Genomic DNA, 18,145 nt, shown 5'->3' with positions numbered 1-18,145 from the left:
CGCTCCTAGCTATGAAGTATCAGGGCGGAGCCGGTCGGCGGCATCGCCCATCCGAGGTTCATCGTGATCTTCGCGTCCTTGACCTGCCGGCACTTGCCCGGGGAGTAGTCGTAGCTGTGCTTGCCCTCCGCCCAGCCGGGGCAGTAGTCGTCCACGCGCCCGCGCAGCTGGCGGACGTTCTCGATGACCATGCTCATGCCGTGGGTGTAGCCCTCGCAGAGGTGGCCGCCCGAGGTGTTGTTCGGCCGCTTGCCGCCCAGCTCGATGATGCCGCTCGACACGTACTGCCCGCCCTCGCCTTTCTTGCAGAAGCCGAACTCCTCGAGCTGGAGCATGGTCGTGAAGGTGAAGGCGTCGTAGGAGCCCGTGACGTCCACGTCCTCGGGCTTGATGCCGGCCTGGCCGAAGACGATGCCCTTGGCGTAGTAGCCTGCGACGCGGGAGATGGGGCCGGCGGCCCAGTGGAAGTCGGTGCGCGCCTTGTTGACCCTGCCGGCCACGCCCATGACGTAGGCGGGCTTCTGCTTGAGGTCGCGCGCGCGCTCGGCCGAGGTGACGATGATGCAGGTCGCGTTGTCCGTCTCGACGCAGCAGTCGAGCAGATGGAGGGGCTTCGTGATCCAGCGTGAGCCGACGACGTCCTCGACCGTCACGCGCTCCTTCAGGAGCGCCTTGTGGTTCTGAGAGGCGTGCTTGCTGTGCGCCACGCGCACGCGTGCCACCTGCTCGGAGGTCGTGCCGTACTCGTACATGTGGCGCATGAACGTGGGCGCGAAGCTCTGCCCGGCGCTGCGCATCCCGAAGGGCATCTGCGCCAGGTCGAGCCCGCGCACGGGCTGGGCGGCGCGCGCGCCGGTGCCGCCGATGCGGAAGTCGGAGTAGCCGTTCATGGAGCGGAAGATCGCCACCGTGTTGCACATGCCCGACTCGATCGCGCCCATCGCCAGGCCCACCAGCGCCTCGGTCGAGGAGCCGCCGCCGAACACGTCCATGTAGAAGTTGAGGCGGATGCCGAGGTCGGGGGCGACCCAGTTGGCCGGCGTCGAGTCGCCGCTCTGGTAGGACATCATGCCGTCCACGTCGGCGGCCTTGAGCCCCGCGTCGGCCATGGCCGTCTTCACGGCCTCGACCGCCATGGCCCGCGTGCTCCGGCCCGAATGCTTGCTGTACTCCGTCTCGCCCACGCCCACGATGCAGTACTTGTCCTTGAGCCCAGCCATCACGCCTCCTTGAGAGAGAGTTCGAGCCGACGCGGCGGCCGGGCCCAGGCGAGGAGCCCCAGCGCCACCACGTTGAGCGCCGCGCTGCCGACCCAGGCCGGGCCGTAGCTGCCGGTGCGATCATAAATGAAGCCGGCGCCCAGCGGGCCCAAGGCCGCCATGGAGCCCGACATCGCAAAGAGCAGGCCGACCAGGCTGCCGGCCTGCCGGCGCCCGAAGAAATCCGCCACGATCGCGGGGAAGAGCGACCCGACGGCGCCGTACGAGAACCCGAACGCGATCGACGCGGCGTAGAGGCCGGGGAGGGCGCCGGCCACCGCGAACCCGAGAAAGGCCGCGATCTGGAGCAGGAGCCCGATGCCGATCGCCGACCGGCGGCCGATGCGGTCGGAGACGCCGCCCAGGATGAGGCGGCCGAGGATGCCCGCCAGACCGAGCGCGCTCACGAGCGTCGCGGCCACGAGCGGGTCGACACCCAGCCCGCGGGCCAGGGGCACCAGGTGGACCAAGGGCGCGAAGACTGGAATCCACGTGGCCGCGAAGAGGGCGAAGAGCACCCAGAAGGCCCGCGTCCGCATCGCCTGGCGCATCGTGTAGTCGCGGCCGCGCTCGGGCCGGACGACGTTGGCCTCGGCGGGGGGGTCGCCATCGGGCGTGAAGCCGAGTCCCTCGGGATCGCGCTTCATGAAGGGGGCCAGGAGGTTGAGCGTCACGAGGATGGCCGCGCCGAAGATGACGTAGGCCCGGCGCCAACCCACGCTCGACACGAGCAGCTGGGCGATCGGCGGCAGGCAGAAGGCGCCGAAGCTGCCGCCCGCCGAGGCCAGGCCCGTCGCGAGCCCCCGCCGTCTGGCGAACCAGCGAGCCACCGTGGCAGTGCAGGGGACGTTCGCCGTGGACATGCCGACGGCGGCCACGACGCCGTAGAAGACGTACGGGTGCCAGATTGCGCTGGTCGCGCTCATGGCGATCCAGCCCGCGCCGAGGAACACGCCGCCCGTGGCGATGACGGCGTGAGGCCCCCAGCGGTCCGTCAGCCGGCCCGAGACGGCGGCCAGGCCGCTGTAGCCGAAGGCGTAGAGCGCGAAGGCGCCGGAGAGCGCGCCGCGACTCCAGCCGAATTCCTCGAGCAGCGCGGAGAAGAAGACCCCGAAGGAGAATTGTGCGCCGTAGGCCATGAAGAAGACGGAGAAGGCCGCCCCCACGACCACCCAGCCGTAGAACGGCGCGGGCCTCACTCAGTGGCGCCCGGCGCCGGACTTTCTGATGGGCCGCGGCTGGTCGTTGTTCCGCGGCAGGCCGTTGGGCCGCGGCAGGAGATCGCGTAGGAACTTGCCGGTGTACGAGCCGACGCTCTGGGCGACCTGCTCGGGCGTGCCTTCGACGACAATCTCTCCGCCGGCCGCGCCGCCCTCGGGCCCGAGGTCAATGACCCAATCCGCCGTCTTGACGACGTCGAGATGGTGCTCCACCACGAGGACCGTGTTGCCCGCGTCCACGAGGCGGTTGAGCACCACGAGGAGCTTCTTCACGTCGTCCAGGTGCAGGCCGGTCGTCGGCTCGTCGAGAATGTAGAGCATGTCCGAGGCGAGCCTGGCGGAGAGCTCCGCGGCGATCTTGAGGCGCTGGGCCTCGCCGCCGGAGAGCGTCGTCGCCGGCTGGCCGAGGCGGAGATACCCCAGCCCCACCTCCTGCAGCACCTTGAGCCGCCGCGCGAGGACCGGCTGCGCCCCGAAGAACTCGACGGCCTCGTCCACGGTCTGCTTCAGCACCTGGCTGATGTTACGGTTCTTGTAGGTGACCTGCAGCACGTCCGGGCGGTACCGGCGCCCTTCGCACTCTTGGCAGGTGACGTAGACGTCTTCGAAGAAGTACATCTCGAGCTTCTGCAGGCCGTCGCCCTGGCAGGCCTCGCAGCGCCCGCCGGGCACGTTGATGGAGAAGGCGCCCGCGGCGAGCCCAAGCGCCTTGGCCCGCGGCAGCCCGGCGAAGAGCTTGCGAATCTCGTCGAAGGCCTTGACGTAGGTGACGGGATTCGAGCGCGGCGTGCGGCCGATCGGCTCTTGGTTGATCAGGTGGATGCCCTTGATGAACTCCATCCCGAGGACTTCGTCGTGGGCGCCGGGACGCGCCGGCTCGATCTTGAAGTGGCGCGCCAGCACGCGGTAGAGCGTGTCGTGGACGAGCGTGGACTTGCCGGAGCCCGAGACGCCCGTGACGCAGGTGAGCGTATGGAGCGGGATGCGCACGGTCAGGTTCTTCAGGTTGTGCTCGCGCGCCCCTCGGATCACGAGGGCACGACGCCCCTCCCGCCGGGTCAGCGGCACCAGGATGCTCTCGCGGCCGGTCAGGTACGCGGCGGTGAGCGAGCGCGGGTCCTTGGCGAACTCAGCCTGGGTGCCCGCAAAGACGACCGCGCCGCCCCGCTCGCCCGACCCCGGCCCCATCTCGACCAGGTAGTCGGCGGACTCGATGAAGGAGCGGTCGTGCTCGACGATGATGACGGTGTTGCCCGCCTGCGCCAGCTCGCGGCAGAGCTCGGCCAGCCGCTCGGTGTCGCGCGCGTGGAGCCCGATCGAGGGCTCGTCGAGCACGTACAGCGTGCCCACGAGCTGCGCGCCCAGCTGGTTGGCGAGGTTGATGCGCTGGGCCTCGCCGCCCGAGAGCGTGCGCGTCTGGCGTCCGAGGGTCAGGTAGCCGAGCCCGACTCGCTGGAGGAAGGAGAGCTTGGCGCGCAGCAGCTTGAGCGCCTCGCGCCCCACCGCCGCCTCCCCCGGCGAGAAGCTGATGGATTCCAGGAAGGTGTTGAGGTCCTCGACGGTCTTGGCGTTCCAGTCGGCGATGGTGGCGTCGCCGACCGTGACCGTCAGCGCCTCGGGACGGAGCCGCGCCCCGCCGCAGCGCGGGCAGGGCCACTGGCTGCGGTAGCGGGAGAGGAAGACGCGGACGTGGAGCTTGTAGCGGTAGCCCTCGACCTCCTCGAAGAAACCCTGGATCCCGGGGAAATCGTCGCCGCCCTGGTAGATCCATTCGCGGTCCTTCTGGGCGAGTTGGGCGTAAGGGCGCGAGATGTCCACGCCCCGCTTCTTGGCCGCCTTCAGGAGCTGCTTCTGGTACCGGCGTCCCGAGGGCTGCGACCAGGGCGCGACGGCGCCCTCGCCGATGCTGCGCGAGGGGTCGGGCACGACGAGCGCCTCGTCGTAGCGCAAGATATTGCCGAAGCCCTTGCACTCGGGGCAGGCGCCGAGCGGATGGTTGAACGAGAAGAGGAGGGGCTGGGGCCGCGCGAGGGGCATATCGCAGCGCGGGCAGCGAAACTCGCGGCTCACGGTCAGCGGGCCATGTCCGACGATTTCCACGGTGGCGCGCCCGTCGCCCTCGCTGAGAGCCGTCTCGATCGACTCGGTGACGCGGCGCCGGCTCCCGGGCGAAAGTGTGACGCGGTCGAGCACGACCTGGACGGGCTGGCCGTCGAGGGCAGGCAGGGTGACGCCCGGCGACTGCGCATCGGCCAGATCGAGCAGCGTCTCGCCCACCTTGATGCGGGCGAAGCCGCGCTGCACGAGCGCGGCCACGAATGCCTTCGGATCGGGGCGCGGCGCGGCCGGCAGGGGGAAGCAGACCAGGGCGCGCGCGCCCGGGTGGTCGCGGATCAGCTCGTCCGCCACGCGCTCGGCCGAGTCGCTCCTCGCCTCGCTGCCGCATTTGGGGCAGTGGACGCGCCCGACCTTGGCGAAGAGCAGGCGCAGGTAGTCGTGGAGCTCGGTCGCCGTGCCGACGGTGGAGCGCGCCGTCCGCACCGGGTTCTTCTGCTCCAGGGCGATCGCCGGGCGGATGTGCTCGATGCGGTCCACGTCGGGCCGGTCGAGCCGCTCGAGGAACATGCGGGCGTAGGCCGACAGGGATTCGATGTAGCGCCACTGCCCCTCGGCGAAGATCGTGTCGAAGGCCAGGGAGGACTTGCCCGAGCCCGACACGCCGGTCACGACCGTCACCCGGTCGTGCGGGATGGCGAGCGTGACGTTCTTCAGGTTGTTCTGCCTGGCTCCCTCGATCCGGAGCCAGAGGGGCTGCGCCATCCGATAGGTCCTCCTGAGATGGAAAGTCTACCCGACGCGGCACCAGCGCGGCAACTCTGAGCCGGCGAGCGACGCGCGCTCGACCGCATGGCCCGAGCCTGGTGCGCTGCGATCAGAGGCCGATCTGCGCCTTCACGTAGCGGGCGATCTCGGCGTGGGTGGCGAACCACACGCCGGCATGCCCGCGGATGTGCTCGATCAACCGGGCCAGGAGCGCGATGCGCGAGCGGTGGCCGATGATGTGGGGGTGCATGGTCAAGAGGAACAGCCCCCGCTCGGCATAGGCCCCGTCGAACTCCGCCTTGAAGATGTCGAGCACCGAGGCCGGCGGCGTGTAGGGGCGCAGGGCCGAGAAGCGGTCCATGTTGAAGTAGATCGCGTCGTCTCGGATCCACTCCACCGGCAGCTCGACCATGCCGGTGGGCTGGCCGTCTTCCAGCAGCTCGTACGGCTCGTCGTCGGCCATCAGCGAGGAGTCGTAGACGAGGCCCATCTCGCGGGAAATGGCCAGAGTGTGCGGGCTGAAATCCCAGGACGGCGTGCGAATGCCCACTGGCCGGACACCGCTGATTCGCTCCAGCGTGTCGGCGGCGCGCTTCTGCAAGTCGCGCTCCGTCTCGGCGGGCAGGATGCTGTTGCGCTCGTGGATCCAGCCGTGGGTGCCGATCTCGTGTCCCTCGGCGACGACGCGCCGCTGCTCGTCGGGATAGAGCTGGGCGATGACCGCGGGCACAAAGAAGGTCGCCGGGACGTGGTGCTGCTTCAGCAGCGCCAGGATGCGAGGGACGCCCTGCCGGTTCCCGTACTGGCCCTGCGAGAGCTTCCCGGGCGAGCTCTCCCCCTCCCGGAGCGTGCCGCTCTCGTGATCGGAGTCGAACGAGAGTGCGACGGCCACCCGCGCGCCGTCCTTCCACTGCATTGGCTTGAGCGAGCGGCCGGCCCGAACCTTGCCGACGATGCCGCGCCACTTTGCTTCCGCCCACTGCCAGGGCGCTTCCTGTCCGCCGCTCTTTGGGTCGCTCATCATCCGCTCCTCTTTCCGGGATCAACGAATCGGGCCCTTGCCGCTATCAGCCCGTCCTGCGCCTCGTGCTCCGCGCGCGCGGTCCAATCACGCCCCGGTGGGCTCGGCGGCGCTCCTCAGTAGCGCGGAATCCCCAGCGTGAACCCCCCGTCCACCGCGTACACACCACCCGTGCAATAGCTCGCCTCGGGCGACAGCAGGAACAGCACGAGGTCGGCGACCTCTGCGGGCGTTCCCTCACGGCCGAGCGGGATGCGCGCCAGCTTCGTCGTGTGCTCCGCCTCCCCCGCGGGACCGCGCGCCGCCGCCAGCACGCGGTCCGTCCCGATCAGCCCCGGCGCCACGGCGTTGACGCGGATGCCATGCGGCGCCAGCTCCACGGCCATCACGGCGGTGAGCTGATTGAGCCCGGCCTTGGACGCCCCGTAGTGGGCGATGCCCGGCCGCGCCAGCCGGCTCGCGCTTGACGAGATGTTGACGATGCTGCCGCCACTGCGCGCCTCGATCATGCGCCGCGCCACCGCCTGCGTCACCAGGAACGGCCCCTTCAGGTTGGTGTTGAGCACACGGTCCCACTCCTCCGCGGCCATCTCGAGAAGCGGCGTCACCGGATAGATGCCCGCGCAGTTCACCAACCCCCTGATCGGGCCGGCGACGCGGAACGCCTCGGCCGCCATGCGCTCGACCTGATCCGGGCTCGACACGTCCGCGGCGATGGCATGGACGCGCCGTCCGGCCTCGGCGAGCGCCCGGCGGGTGGCCTCGAGCTGCTCTGTGTCGACGTCGCACAGCACGAGCACGGCGCCGTGCTCGGCCAGCATCTCGACCAGCATCCGGCCGATCCCGGATGCGGCGCCCGTGATCAGGAACGCCTGCCCAGAGAACCACACCCCCACGCTCAGGCCTCGCGCCCGTCGACACCGCGGTCGAAGGTCCACCCGATCGGGCCTCGCTGGCGGCGGAGTGCCTCGCGGCATTCCTTCGTCCCCAGCTCGTCCAGCGCGCCGCCTTCGGGCATGAGCACCACGCCGTAGGCCTCGCGTGCGGCCTCCAGCGAGACCTTGCGGTCCAGCACGTCGGACAGGACCAGCTCGGGGTCCCGATCGAGCGGGTCCCCGTAGCCAGCTCCGCCGGCGATGTACTCCCAGAGCTGGTCGCCCGCGTGGAGCACGATCATCTTCTTCGACGGCAGCTCCTCCCGTCGCCCGTCCTTGCGGAGGATGAAAGCGCGGGCGCACCGGCCGGGCGCGCCGCCATGGAGCCCCCAGGGCGCCGACGCGAAGCGCTCGCCGCGGTGGGAGACCATGACGTCGGTGGTCGTGGCCTCGAACACCTTCTCCAGCCCCAGGCCCCCGCGGAACTGCCCCGCGCCGCCCGAGTCCGTCCAGAGGCCGGCGCGCGGGATGCGCAACGGAAAGCCCATCTCCACCGACTCCACCGGGATGTTCATGCAGTTGGAGACGTCGGTCTCGATGGCATCGATCCCGTCCTTCCGCGGGCGCGCGCCCATGCCGCCCGCGGCGAGCTCGCTGGCCACGAAGGGGCGGCCGGTGTGCGGGTCGCTTCCGCCGAGGGCCATAACGAGCAGCGTGCCGGAGTTGGCGGCGGGCATGCGGTGGGGCAGCGCCCGGACCAGCGCGCCGAGGATGGTGTCGGCGATGCGCTTGATGGTCGCCGTGCGGCAACTCACCGGCGCCGGCGGCCACGGGTTCACCACCGTCCCCTCGGGCAGCACCGCGTCCACCGCGCGGAAGCAGCCCCCGTTGTTCGGGACGGACGGGTCGGAGATGGCGCGGATGGCATAGTACACTGCCGACAGGGTTGACGCCGGCACCGAGTTGAAGGGCCCGCGCACCTGCGGATCCGTCCCCGTGAAGTCGAACGTCATGGACGAGCCCCGCACCCGGAGCGTCACCGCGATCTTCACGCGGCGGTCGAGCTCCACGCCGTCATTGTCGAGATAGTCCTCGAAGCGGTACTCCCCGTCGGGAATGGCCTCGATCCCCTGCCGCGTCAGCGTCTCCCCCCGCGTGAGCAGCTCCTCGATATAGTCCAGCACGATCTGGGTCCCATGAGTGGCGAAGAGCTCGCGCAGCCGGATACCGCCCAGCCGCCCTGCCGCCACCTGAGCCATGAGGTCGCCGGTGAACACGTCCGGCAGGCGGACATTGCGGGTGAGGAGGCCAAACAGGTTCTCGTCCAGCTCCCCCGCCCGGAAGAGCTGCGTGGGCGGGATGATGATGCCCTCCTGGTACAGCTCGGTGGCGTCCGTCGGCACGCTGCCGGGCGTGCGCCCCCCCACGTCCTGGTGGTGGCACATGGTGCACGCCAGCGCCACCGCTTGCCCCTCGGAGAACACGGGCACCGCCAGGGTGATATCCGGCAGGTGGGTGCCGCCGTCGTAGGGATCGTTCAGGAGATAGGCGTCGCCGTCCCGCATGCGCGCGGGCGGGAAGGCCCGCACGAGGCGCCGCGCGGCGAACTGGAGCGCCCCCAGGTGAATGGGAATGGCTGCCGCCTGGGCGATGGTCTCCCCCTGGGTATTGAAGAGCGCCGCCGAGGCGTCGAGGCCTTCCTTGACGATGGGCGACGCCGCGCTCTTGAGCAGCGTCAGCTCCATCTCGTCGGCGATGGTGTCCAGGCGGTTGCGCAGCACCTCCAGGAGGATGGGGTCGATGACCGTACGCGCGCTCAAGACGCTCTCCTGATGCGCAGGTTCCCCGAGGCGTCCACGAGGGCCGTGTGCCCCGGAGGGAGGACCGTGGTGGTGTCGTCCTGCTCGACGATGGCCGGTCCCGGCACCCGCGACCCGAGCGGCAGGCGGGCGCGATCGTAGACGGCCGTCGTGACGAAGCCGCCGGGAGCGAAGTACGCGCGCCGCTCGCCGACGCGCGCGCCGTCCGCCGCGCCGGCGGCGCGCGCGGGCGGCCGCACCACGGGTCGCGGGAGCGGGAAGGTGTGCACTGCCCGGAAGTTGACGAACTCGGCCGGCTGCTGCACGCGCGCGTAACCGTAGACGCGCTCGTGCGCCGCATGGAAGGCGCCCACGGCCTTCGGCACCCGCTCGCGGGTGAGCGGGGCGGCGATAGGCACCTCGAGCTCGTAGGCCTGGCCGACGTACCGCATGTCCGCCGAGTAGGCGACGCGGACCTCGGCAGCCGGCACGCCTTCTTCCCGCATCCGCGCCTGGCCGGCCGCATCCAGCTCGGCGAGGCACTGGTTGACCGCGTCCAGGTCGACGCCGTCGGTGCCCGCCTGGAGTGTCCGCGCATGGTGGTGCTCGATGGCGGCGGCCAGCAGGCCGAAGGCCGCCAGGACTCCCGGCGTCTCGGGCACGATCACCTCAGCCATGCCCATCTCCTCGGCCAGCGGCGCGCCGTGCACCGGTCCCGCGCCCCCCAGCACCACCAGCGCGAACTGCCGGGGGTCGTAGCCGCGCTTGATGGTCACGAGGCGGATCTGGTCGGCCATCCGCGCATTGATCACGCGGTGGATGCCCGCCGCCGCCGCGATCAGGTCCAGGCCGAGCCGGCTGGCGACGGCGCCGACGGCGCGCTCGGCGGCTCCCACATCGAGCGCCATCAAGCCGCCGGCGAAACGCTCCGGGTTCAGGTAGCCGAGCAGGAGGTTGGCGTCGGTCACCGTCGCCTGGTCGCCGCCCCGGCCATAGCACGCGGGGCCGGGATCGGCGCCGGCGCTCCGGGGGCCCACGCGGAGCCCGCCGGCCCCGTCGATCCACGCGATGCTCCCGCCGCCGGCTCCGATGGTGTTCACGTCCACCATGGACGTGCGCACCGGGTACGGCCCGATCGAGCCCTCGCTGGCGATGAGCGGCGCGCCGCCCCGCACCACCGCCACGTCATTGCTCGTGCCGCCCATGTCGAGGGAGACGAAGTCGTGCACCTCGGAGCGCTCGGCCGCGAACCGGGCGCCGATGACACCCCCGGCCGGGCCCGAGAGGAAGAGGGTCACCGGCTGCCGCGCCGCCAGCGACGCAGAGACGATCCCGCCCCGCGAGCGCATGACGAGGGGCACGCCCGGGATGCCGAGGCCCCGTAGCGTCTCGGCCAGGCCGGCGAGGTAGCGCTTCACCACAGGGCCCACGTAGGCGTCGAAGGCGGTGACGCACAGGCGCTCGTACTCCCGGAAGGTCGGATCCACCTCGGACGAGAGGGAGACGCTGATCTCCTGCGCCACCGCCTGGCAGATCTCGCGGGTGCGGCGCTCGTGCGCGGGATTGACGAAGGAGAAGAGGTAGCACACCGCGATCGCCTGCACGCCCTGGTCCCGGAGGCCCGCCACGGCGGCGCGGACCTGCTCCTCGTCGAGCGGCGTGAGGACGGCCCCGCGGGCGTCGAGCCGCTCGCGGATGCCGATGCGGCGCCGCCGCGGCGCCAGAAAGGTCGGTGTCTCGGGGTCCATGTCGAGGTCGTACATGCGCGAGCGCTTCATCCGCCCGAGCTCCAGCACGTCCTCGAAGCCCTCGGTGGTGAGGATCGCCGTGACCGCGCCTTTCTGCTCCAGCACGGCGTTGGTGGCGACGGTCGTTCCGTGGATGAACCGCTCGACGGCCCCGGCGGGGGCGCCCGCCAGCGCCAGGACTCGGCGCACCGCCGCGTCGATGCCCTCCAGCAAATCCTTGGGCGTGGTGGGGACCTTGGTCAGGACCAGGCGGCCCTCGCCGTCGAGGGCCACGATATCGGTGAAGGTGCCGCCGATGTCGACGCCGATCTGCATGCGCGCGGTCCCCCCGACCCGCCGACCGATTCTAGCAGGGTTCGGTGCCTCTCCATCGGGTTCCCGTCCTGGGTTTCCCGCGTCATCCGGCGCAGCCCCATCTGGTCTTTGCCTTCGCCTTCGCCAACAGCTGCTCCATATATTCGGGGACTCGGAGAACAGGTCCGCACCCGACGGCGGCGCGGTACTATGCCGCCATGCGTGAGCTCCTGGACCGTCTCGACGGCTGGCGCGACGAGCAGATCGAATTCCTCGCCCGCCTGGTGAACCACGACAGCGGCACCGACGACCCGATCGACAGTAACCGCGTCGGCGCCATCCTCGCTGAGCGGCTCGATCTCCTGGGCTTCACCACGCGGCGCATCCCCCAGGAGCGTTTCGGCGACCACATCGTGGGAGAGAAGTCCGGCACGGGGCCCAAGCGCTTCCTCTTCGTCGGGCACTTCGACACGGTCTTCCCGTCGGGGACCGTGAAGCACCGCCCGTTCCGGATCGACGAGCGAGGTCTGGCCTGGGGTCCCGGCGTCTACGACATGAAGGGCGGCCTCGCCGCCGTACTCTACGCGCTCCGCGCCCACAAGGAAGCCAGGACGCGCGCCTGGGCGGAGACCAGCGTCGCCGTCGTGTTCAACTCCGACGAGGAACGGCTCTCACCCACCTCTCACGACCTGATCCAGGCCGAGGCCCGCCGGGCGCACAGCGTGGGCATCCTCGAGCCCGCGCGCCCCGGCGGCGAGTACGTCATGGCCCGCAAGGGAGCGGGCACGTTCCATCTGGAGGTCACGGGCAAGGCCGCGCACGCCGGGCTCCAGCCCGAGCTGGGCGCGAGCGCCATCTGGGACCTGGCGCAGAAGGTCGCCGCGCTCCACGCGCTGACCGACTTCGACAGCGGCACCACGGTCAACGTGGGCACCGTCAAGGGCGGCGAGCGCCCGAACGTGGTGGCCGACCACGCCATCGCCGAGATCGACCTCCGGGCCTGGACACAGGAGGAGGCCGACCGCGCCATCGCCACCATGCGCGAGATCTGCGAGCGCGTCCGCGTGCCCGGCACCACTGCGCGCTTCTGGGGCCGCGTGCACTTCCCGCCCTGGCCGCCCGGGCACCCCGGCACCGAGCGGCTGCTCGAGATCATGCGTGCCTCGGGGCGTGAGCTGGGGGTGGAGGTCAGGGCTATCAAGACCGGCGGCGGCTCCGACGGCAACCACACCTCGGCGGTGGCCCCCACCATCGACGGCCTCGGCCCCAAGGGGAGCCGCGCCCACAGCGCCGAGGAGTTCATCGAGGTGGCCACCCTGCTGGAGCGGACGAAGATGATCGCGGTCTTCCTCGACCGCTGGGCGGCCGGTTTTTCCATCGGGTAGGCGCTTTCGACGGGATCGCGCGCCAGGCTAGAGCGTCAGGCGAAGTGGCAGGCTACGAGCTGCCCGCCGACCGAGCGCAGCGGCGGCTCCTCGGCGGCGCACACGTCCTTGGCAACCGGACACCGGGTCCGGAACCGGCAGCCGCTGGGGACGTCGCGCGGGTTCGGCGGCTCGCCCTCGAGGGAGAACTCCAGGGTCACGCGCCGTCCGCCGATGCGGGGAACCGCCGCGAGCAGCGACTGCGTGTAGGGGTGGCGCGGCGCCTCGAACACGCCGGCGGCCTCGCCGAGCTCCACGATCTTGCCGAGGTACATGACCGCGACCCGCCGGCACATCGCCTGCACCACCGCCAGGTCGTGGGAGATGAAGAGATAGGTGAGCGCGAAGGTCTCCTGAAGGCGGCGGAATAGCTTGAGCACGCTGGCCTGGACCGAGACGTCAAGCCCCGAGGTAGGCTCGTCGAGGATGATCAGCCGCGGCTTGAGCGTGAGGATGCGCGCCAGGGCCACGCGCCGCTGCTGGCCCCCGGACAGCTCGTGCGGGTAGAGATCGAGGTGGGCGTCGGGCAGGCCCACGGCCCGCAGGATCGCCTGCACCTGCTCCGCGCGCTCGGCCCGCGAGAAGGTGGTGTGAATCTTCAGCGGCTCGTGCAGGGAGTTCTTGATCTTCCAGCGCGGGTCGAGCGACGCGCCGGGATCCTGGTAGACGTACTGGAGGTCCTTGGCGACCTTCCGGCGCTCGGGCGCCGGGAGTCGGCCGATCTCCCGGCCCAGGAAGCGGATCTCGCCGGCCGTCGGCGCGTGGATTCCCATCACGGTCTTCCCCAGCGTCGACTTTCCGCAGCCGCTCTCGCCAACGAGACCGAGCGTCTCCCCCGGCCACACCGCGAGGGTCACCCCGTCCACCGCCCGGAGCCAGCCGGTGCGACGGCCGAAGGCGTTCCGCGTCGGGAAGTACCGGGCCAGCTCCAGGACCTCGAGCAACGGCGCCGGACGCTCCGTGGCCTGCGTCATGCGGCCTGCCTCATGCGTCTGGCCTCACGGCGCCGCCACCGGGTGGTAGCACCGGACGCGGTGCTCGCCGCCGACGGTCTGTGCCTCCGGCCGGCCGGCACGGCACTCCACCGTGGCGGAGTCGCAGCGTGGGTGGAAGCGGCAGCCCGGCGGCGGTCCGATCAGGCTGGGCACCTCCCCCGGGATGTCCCGGATCTCCCCGCCAGGGTTTGGCAGGCTCTCGAGCAGCCGCTGCGTGTACGGGTGCGCGGGCCGGTGAAAGAAGGCGTCGGTGGGCGCCGACTCCATCTCCTGTCCGGCGTACATGACGACGACCCGATCGCAGATCTCATGCGCGGTGCCCAGGTCGTGCGTCGTGAAGAGCACGGACACGCCCCGCTCCTTCACGAGCGCGCGGAGCAGGCGGAGGATCTGCGCCTGGATGGTCACATCCAGCGCCGTCGTGGGCTCGTCGGCGATGATCAGGTCGGGGCGCGGCAGGAACGCCATGGCGATCATCAGCCGCTGCCGCTGGCCGCCGGAGAACTCGTGCGGCAGGCGACGCAGGGCGCGCTCGGGCTCCGGAATCTGCACCGCGCGCAGGATCTCGAGCGCCGCCTCGCGGTCCGCACGCCGCCGATCGCGCGGGTAGCCGCGGAGCAGCGCCGGCCAGCGTCCCGGCGCCGCCGGCCCGCCCTCGTCCCGCCGCCGCGGCGACTTCCACTTCATGAGGTCCATGATCTGCGTCCCCACGGTGAAGAGGGGGTTGAAGGAGCTGAACGGGTCCTGCGGGATGAAGGTGATGGCCGTGCCGCGCACCTCGTCGTTGACGACGTTGCGGTCCTCCCGGAGCAGATCCCGGCCCTTGAAGCGGATCTCGCCGCCGCGGATTCGCGCCGCCCCCATTGGCAAAATGCCGAGGATCGCCCGCGCGAGGGTGGTCTTGCCGCAACCGCTCTCGCCCACCAGCCCCACCACCTCGCCCGGCGCGATGCCCAGGTTGATGCGGTCCAGCACCTGGGCCACGCCCTGGTCGGTGGCGAACTCCACCTCCAGCTCGCGCACGGAGAGCAGCTCAGTCACCGGAGTCCTTAGCGCCGCCTTGCCCGCGGCGGATCCGGGGGTCCAGCACGTCGCGCAGCCCGTCGCCGAGCAGGTTGAAGCCCATGACGGTGAGGAAGATGGCCAGACCCGGCGCGGCCGCATACCACCACGCATCCGGCAGGAACTCGCGCGCTTCCGCGATGGTCCGGCCCCATTCCGGCGTGGGCGGCGGCGGCCCCAGCCCGAGGAAGCCCAGCGCCGCCGCGGTGAGGATGGTGAAGCCCATGCCGATGGAGGCGCGCACGATGATCGGCGAGGCGACGTTGGGCAGCACGTGCAGCGCGATCAGCCGGACGGGCGAGGCCCCAAGGGCGGCGGTGCACTCGATGAAGACCTCCTTCTGGAGCGAGCGTGTCTCCGCGTAGACCAGCCGGGCGAACCACGGCCAGTAGGTGACGGACAGGGCGAGGATCACGTTGGGGAGCGACGGGCCCAGGGTCTGCGCGATGGCGATGGCCAGGACCACCTGGGGGATGGCCAGGAAGATGTCGGACACGCGCATCAGGAGATCGCTCAGCCAGTTGTGGTAGTAGCCGGCGATGAGACCCACGGGCACCCCGATCACGAGCGAGGCGCCGACCGCGATGACGCCGATGAGGATGGTGATCCGGGCGCCGAAGAGCAGCCGGCTATAGATGTCGGCTCCCATCCGGTCGGTGCCGAGCAGGTGCTGGGCCCCGGGCGGCCGGAGCCGCTCGGCCGGGTGGAGCTCGAACACGTCCTCCGGATGCGTCGCGAGCACGGGAGCGAGGACCGCGCAGACCACCAGGGCCAGGATCAGCACGAGCCCGATCAGCGCCGACCGGTCCCGGCACACCCGCGAGAGGACGAAGAGGACGGCGCTCACGACGCTCCCACGCGCGGATCGACGAAGGTCTGGACGATGTCGACGAGCAGGTTGACGACCATGAAGATCGCCCCCGCCCACACCGTGAAGCCCATCACCCCGTTGTAGTCGGAGCGCATGATGGAGTTCACCGCATAGGTCCCGATCCCCGGCCAGTCGAACACGGTCTCGGTGACGACCGCCCCTGCCAGGAGAATGCCGAACAAGAGCCCGATCTGGGTCACGGTGGACGTGAGCGCGCTGCGAAGGATGTACTTCCAGACGATCACGGAGCGCGGCAGCCCCATGGCGCGCTCGTAGAGGACGGAGTTGGACTGCATCACGTCCAGGACCCCCGCCCGGGTGAACCGGACGAGCGTGGCCAGGGCCGGGAACGCCAGCGTCGCGGTGGGCAGCGCCAGGTGGGCCAGCGCTGCCCCGAGGGCCGCCCCGTCCCACGCCAGCACCGCGTCGACGACGAAGAGCCCCGTCACACCGCGCGGAGGGAAGCCCTGGAGACGCCCGTTGAGCGGCATCCAGCCGAGGCGCATGGCGAAGAGGAGCTGGAGCATGATCCCGAGCCAGAAGCTGGCGATGGCCAGGCCGGAGACCGTGATCACGCGCAGGGCGTGGTCGAGGGCCGAGTTGCGCCACAGGGCGGAGACCACACCCAGCGGGATCCCGACGACCACCGAGAAAGCCATGGCCACCAACGTGAGCTCGATGGTGGCCGGGAGACGGCTCGCGAGGTCGTCCGAAATGGGGCGCGTGGTGTACAGGCTCGTGCCCATATCGCCCCGGAGGAGGCGGCCGACGTAGCTGACGAACTGGACCGGCAGCGGCCGGTCGAAGCCGAGCTGCCGCCGCAGGGCCTCCACTTGAGCCGGGGTGGCTGTGTCGCCCGCCACCAGCGCCACTGGATCGCCGGGAATGACCCGCGAGATCACGAAGGTGACGGTGAGCAGGCCGAGCAAGGTGGGAACGAACCACGCCAGGCGCCGGAGCGTGAGGGCCAGCAGTCTCATCGAGGTCCGGCGAGAGGGCGACCCGGGGCGTCAGGGCGCCCCGGGCACCGGCATCGTGGCTACTTCGCGTAGTAGACCCAGCGCATCTCCTGGCCATTGCCGATGGGGCTGAAGCGGATACCCTCCAGATTCTTCGCCCAGGGGCCGAAGTACTTGGTGTTGTAGATCCACACGCCCGCCGCCTCCTCCACCACGATGCGCGCCGCGTCCTGGTAGGCCTTGTCCCGGACCTTTCGGTCGGTGGACGTGAGCGCCGTGTCCAGGAGATCGTCGACTCGCGGATTCTTGTAGAAGCTCGAGGCTTTGAAGGTGCCCCACTGCCCGGAATGGAACATCTCGCCGATCCAGTTATGGGGGTCGGCGTAGTACGTGCTGATCCAGTAGACGACCAGGTCGGGCGAGGTCTCGGGCTTCTTCATGCGATCGACCATGGCCGGCCACAGCTCGCTGACGATCTTGGTGTCGATGCCGATCTTCCGGAGCCCGTTGGCCATCACCGTCGCCGCCTGCTCCGTCTGGCTGAACCCCGTGAGGTAGCCGACGGTGATCGGCCGGTCCACCTTCACCTTGGCCTTGGCCAGCTCCTGCTTGGCTTTCTCCAGGTCGTAGCTGTAGCCCTTCACGTCCCGGGGCACGCCCCAGAGGTTGTTGGGGATCGGCACCGGGTTCCGCTCCACGGAGCCGCTCAGGATCTCCTTGTTGAAGCCGTCGTAGTCGAAGGCGTAGCTGATGGCGCGCCGCACGTTCACGTCGGTGAGCGGTGCGCGCTGGTTATTGATCTGGAACATCATGATGCGCATCGACTCCTGCTCGACCATCTTCACGTTGGCCGCCTCGCGCAGGCGCTTGACCTGGTCGATGGGCAGGTAGCCGCCGGTGCCCTGGTAGTCCCCCTTGATCATCCCGAGCACGCGGGTATTGTCTTCCTTGACGTGCCGGAACTCGATCTCGTCGATGGACTTCGGCCCCCACGGCATGAAGTGGCCCGCGAAGCGCTTGGCCTGGAAGCCGAGGGCGGGGTCGTAGCGAGCGAGCATATAGGAGCCGGAGCCTGCGTCGTTGCCCGTGAGCCAGGCGGCGCCCCAGTCACCGTCCTTCTCGTGCTTCTTGAGTAGGACCGAGTTGACCACGTGGATCTCGGGCATGACGGCCAGGAAGATGGCGGTGGGCTTGGTGAGCGTGAACTGCACCGTGGACCTGTCGACGGCCTTGGTCGAGCCGGGCGCCAGCATGGTAGACAGCAGGGCCGCCGCCCCCTTCTTGAGCGCGAGGATGCGGTCGGCGCTGTAGCGGACGTCCTCCGCCGTGACGTCGGTGCCGTCGTGGAACTTGGCGCCGCGGCGTAGCTTGAACGTGTAGGTCAGGCCGTCGGCCGAGACGGTGTGGCTCTCGGCCAGCCACGGCTGAAGGACGGCCGGGTTGTCGAGCCACCGGTACAGCCCGTCGTAGAGGTTGAGTCGTACCGCCACCCGCCCGACGTCGAAGGCCGCGTGCGGATCCATGGTGTCGTAGGGGCTCTCGTTGGCGAAGACGAAGCGCGTCTGCGCCTCCGCCGGGGCGATCGGCGCGGCCAGCGCCACGGCCAGGAGCATCGAGAAGCTTGCGACCACCGCGCGTGCGTGTCTCATGTCTGTCCTCCCACGTGTATGTGGTTCATCGCGACCGTTATGCGGGGCTATCATACTGCGCCCCCGCGTCGTCATCCAGCCCGTACCCGGCCAGCCCGCCCCCTCACGCTGCCCCCCCCTGGGGCGATGGGTTCCGTTCGGACTCC

13 protein-coding genes are annotated in these 18,145 nt (G+C 70.4%); 1 reads left to right on the top strand and 12 read right to left on the bottom strand.

Annotated features, from left to right (window positions below):
• Window positions 1–5: 5 nt before the first annotated feature.
• From Q7W02_09115 to Q7W02_09085, 7 genes are all read right to left on the bottom strand, one after another.
• The gene (locus tag Q7W02_09115) at window positions 6–1,220 is read right to left on the bottom strand and encodes a hypothetical protein (protein ID MDO8476338.1); all 1,215 of its coding nucleotides are present in this window, start codon (window positions 1,218–1,220) and stop codon (window positions 6–8) included.
• Complete coding sequence (locus tag Q7W02_09110; GenBank protein ID MDO8476337.1) at window positions 1,220–2,458, bottom strand: MFS transporter; 1,239 nt, start codon at window positions 2,456–2,458, stop codon at window positions 1,220–1,222. The genes Q7W02_09115 and Q7W02_09110 overlap by 1 nt, the downstream gene beginning before the upstream one ends.
• On the bottom strand, window positions 2,459–5,299 hold the full coding sequence (gene uvrA, locus Q7W02_09105) for an excinuclease ABC subunit UvrA (protein ID MDO8476336.1): 2,841 nt from the start codon (window positions 5,297–5,299) through the stop codon (window positions 2,459–2,461). It lies immediately after the preceding gene.
• A 112-nt stretch (window positions 5,300–5,411) separates the two neighbouring features.
• On the bottom strand, window positions 5,412–6,323 hold the full coding sequence (locus Q7W02_09100; protein ID MDO8476335.1) for a polysaccharide deacetylase: 912 nt from the start codon (window positions 6,321–6,323) through the stop codon (window positions 5,412–5,414).
• Between the two features lie 116 nt (window positions 6,324–6,439).
• Complete coding sequence (locus Q7W02_09095; GenBank protein MDO8476334.1) at window positions 6,440–7,219, bottom strand: SDR family NAD(P)-dependent oxidoreductase; 780 nt, start codon at window positions 7,217–7,219, stop codon at window positions 6,440–6,442.
• A 2-nt stretch (window positions 7,220–7,221) separates the two neighbouring features.
• Window positions 7,222–9,018 carry a hydantoinase B/oxoprolinase family protein gene (locus Q7W02_09090; GenBank protein MDO8476333.1) on the bottom strand — a complete coding sequence of 599 codons (1,797 nt, stop codon included), beginning with the start codon at window positions 9,016–9,018 and terminating at the stop codon, window positions 7,222–7,224.
• The gene (locus tag Q7W02_09085) at window positions 9,015–11,060 is read right to left on the bottom strand and encodes a hydantoinase/oxoprolinase family protein (GenBank protein ID MDO8476332.1); all 2,046 of its coding nucleotides are present in this window, start codon (window positions 11,058–11,060) and stop codon (window positions 9,015–9,017) included. Before Q7W02_09085 ends, Q7W02_09090 begins: the two co-directional genes overlap by 4 nt.
• A gap of 197 nt (window positions 11,061–11,257) precedes the next feature.
• On the opposite strand from Q7W02_09085, the gene Q7W02_09080 reads away from it, so the two are divergent.
• Window positions 11,258–12,424, top strand: coding sequence for a M20 family metallopeptidase (locus tag Q7W02_09080; protein ID MDO8476331.1), 1,167 nt, complete (start codon window positions 11,258–11,260; stop codon window positions 12,422–12,424).
• A gap of 35 nt (window positions 12,425–12,459) precedes the next feature.
• On the opposite strand, the gene Q7W02_09075 is transcribed toward Q7W02_09080, so the two are convergent.
• Genes Q7W02_09075 through Q7W02_09055 form a run of 5 tightly spaced genes read right to left on the bottom strand, consistent with a single transcriptional unit; the run spans window position 12,460 to window position 17,999 of the window.
• On the bottom strand, window positions 12,460–13,437 hold the full coding sequence (locus tag Q7W02_09075; GenBank protein ID MDO8476330.1) for an ATP-binding cassette domain-containing protein: 978 nt from the start codon (window positions 13,435–13,437) through the stop codon (window positions 12,460–12,462).
• Window positions 13,438–13,461: 24 nt separating this feature from the next.
• Window positions 13,462–14,499, bottom strand: a complete 1,038-nt coding sequence (locus tag Q7W02_09070) for an ABC transporter ATP-binding protein (protein ID MDO8476329.1) — start codon at window positions 14,497–14,499, stop codon at window positions 13,462–13,464.
• The gene (locus tag Q7W02_09065; protein ID MDO8476328.1) at window positions 14,492–15,367 is read right to left on the bottom strand and encodes an ABC transporter permease; all 876 of its coding nucleotides are present in this window, start codon (window positions 15,365–15,367) and stop codon (window positions 14,492–14,494) included. Before Q7W02_09065 ends, Q7W02_09070 begins: the two co-directional genes overlap by 8 nt.
• Window positions 15,364–16,371, bottom strand: coding sequence for an ABC transporter permease (locus Q7W02_09060; GenBank protein MDO8476327.1), 1,008 nt, complete (start codon window positions 16,369–16,371; stop codon window positions 15,364–15,366). Before Q7W02_09060 ends, Q7W02_09065 begins: the two co-directional genes overlap by 4 nt.
• Window positions 16,372–16,430: 59 nt before the next feature.
• A complete protein-coding gene (locus Q7W02_09055) occupies window positions 16,431–17,999 on the bottom strand; it encodes an ABC transporter substrate-binding protein (GenBank protein ID MDO8476326.1) in 1,569 nt (522 codons plus the stop codon).
• Between the last annotated feature and the right edge of the window lie 146 nt (window positions 18,000–18,145).

The sequence above is a fragment of the Candidatus Rokuibacteriota bacterium genome, assembly GCA_030647435.1.
Classification (GTDB): domain Bacteria; phylum Methylomirabilota; class Methylomirabilia; order Rokubacteriales; family CSP1-6; genus AR37.
Note: the sequence above shows the minus strand (reverse complement) of the source record. Positions and strands in the feature narration are given on the sequence as shown.

Coding starts and splice junctions, on each gene's coding strand:
- Q7W02_09100 (MDO8476335.1), bottom strand. CDS start 6,323: ATGAGCGACCCAAAGAGCGGCGGACAGGAAGCGCCCTGGCAGTGGGCG.
- Q7W02_09060 (MDO8476327.1), bottom strand. CDS start 16,371: ATGAGACTGCTGGCCCTCACGCTCCGGCGCCTGGCGTGGTTCGTTCCC.
- Q7W02_09075 (MDO8476330.1), bottom strand. CDS start 13,437: ATGACGCAGGCCACGGAGCGTCCGGCGCCGTTGCTCGAGGTCCTGGAG.
- uvrA (MDO8476336.1), bottom strand. CDS start 5,299: ATGGCGCAGCCCCTCTGGCTCCGGATCGAGGGAGCCAGGCAGAACAAC.
- Q7W02_09085 (MDO8476332.1), bottom strand. CDS start 11,060: ATGCAGATCGGCGTCGACATCGGCGGCACCTTCACCGATATCGTGGCC.
- Q7W02_09115 (MDO8476338.1), bottom strand. CDS start 1,220: ATGGCTGGGCTCAAGGACAAGTACTGCATCGTGGGCGTGGGCGAGACG.
- Q7W02_09055 (MDO8476326.1), bottom strand. CDS start 17,999: ATGAGACACGCACGCGCGGTGGTCGCAAGCTTCTCGATGCTCCTGGCC.
- Q7W02_09080 (MDO8476331.1), top strand. CDS start 11,258: ATGCGTGAGCTCCTGGACCGTCTCGACGGCTGGCGCGACGAGCAGATC.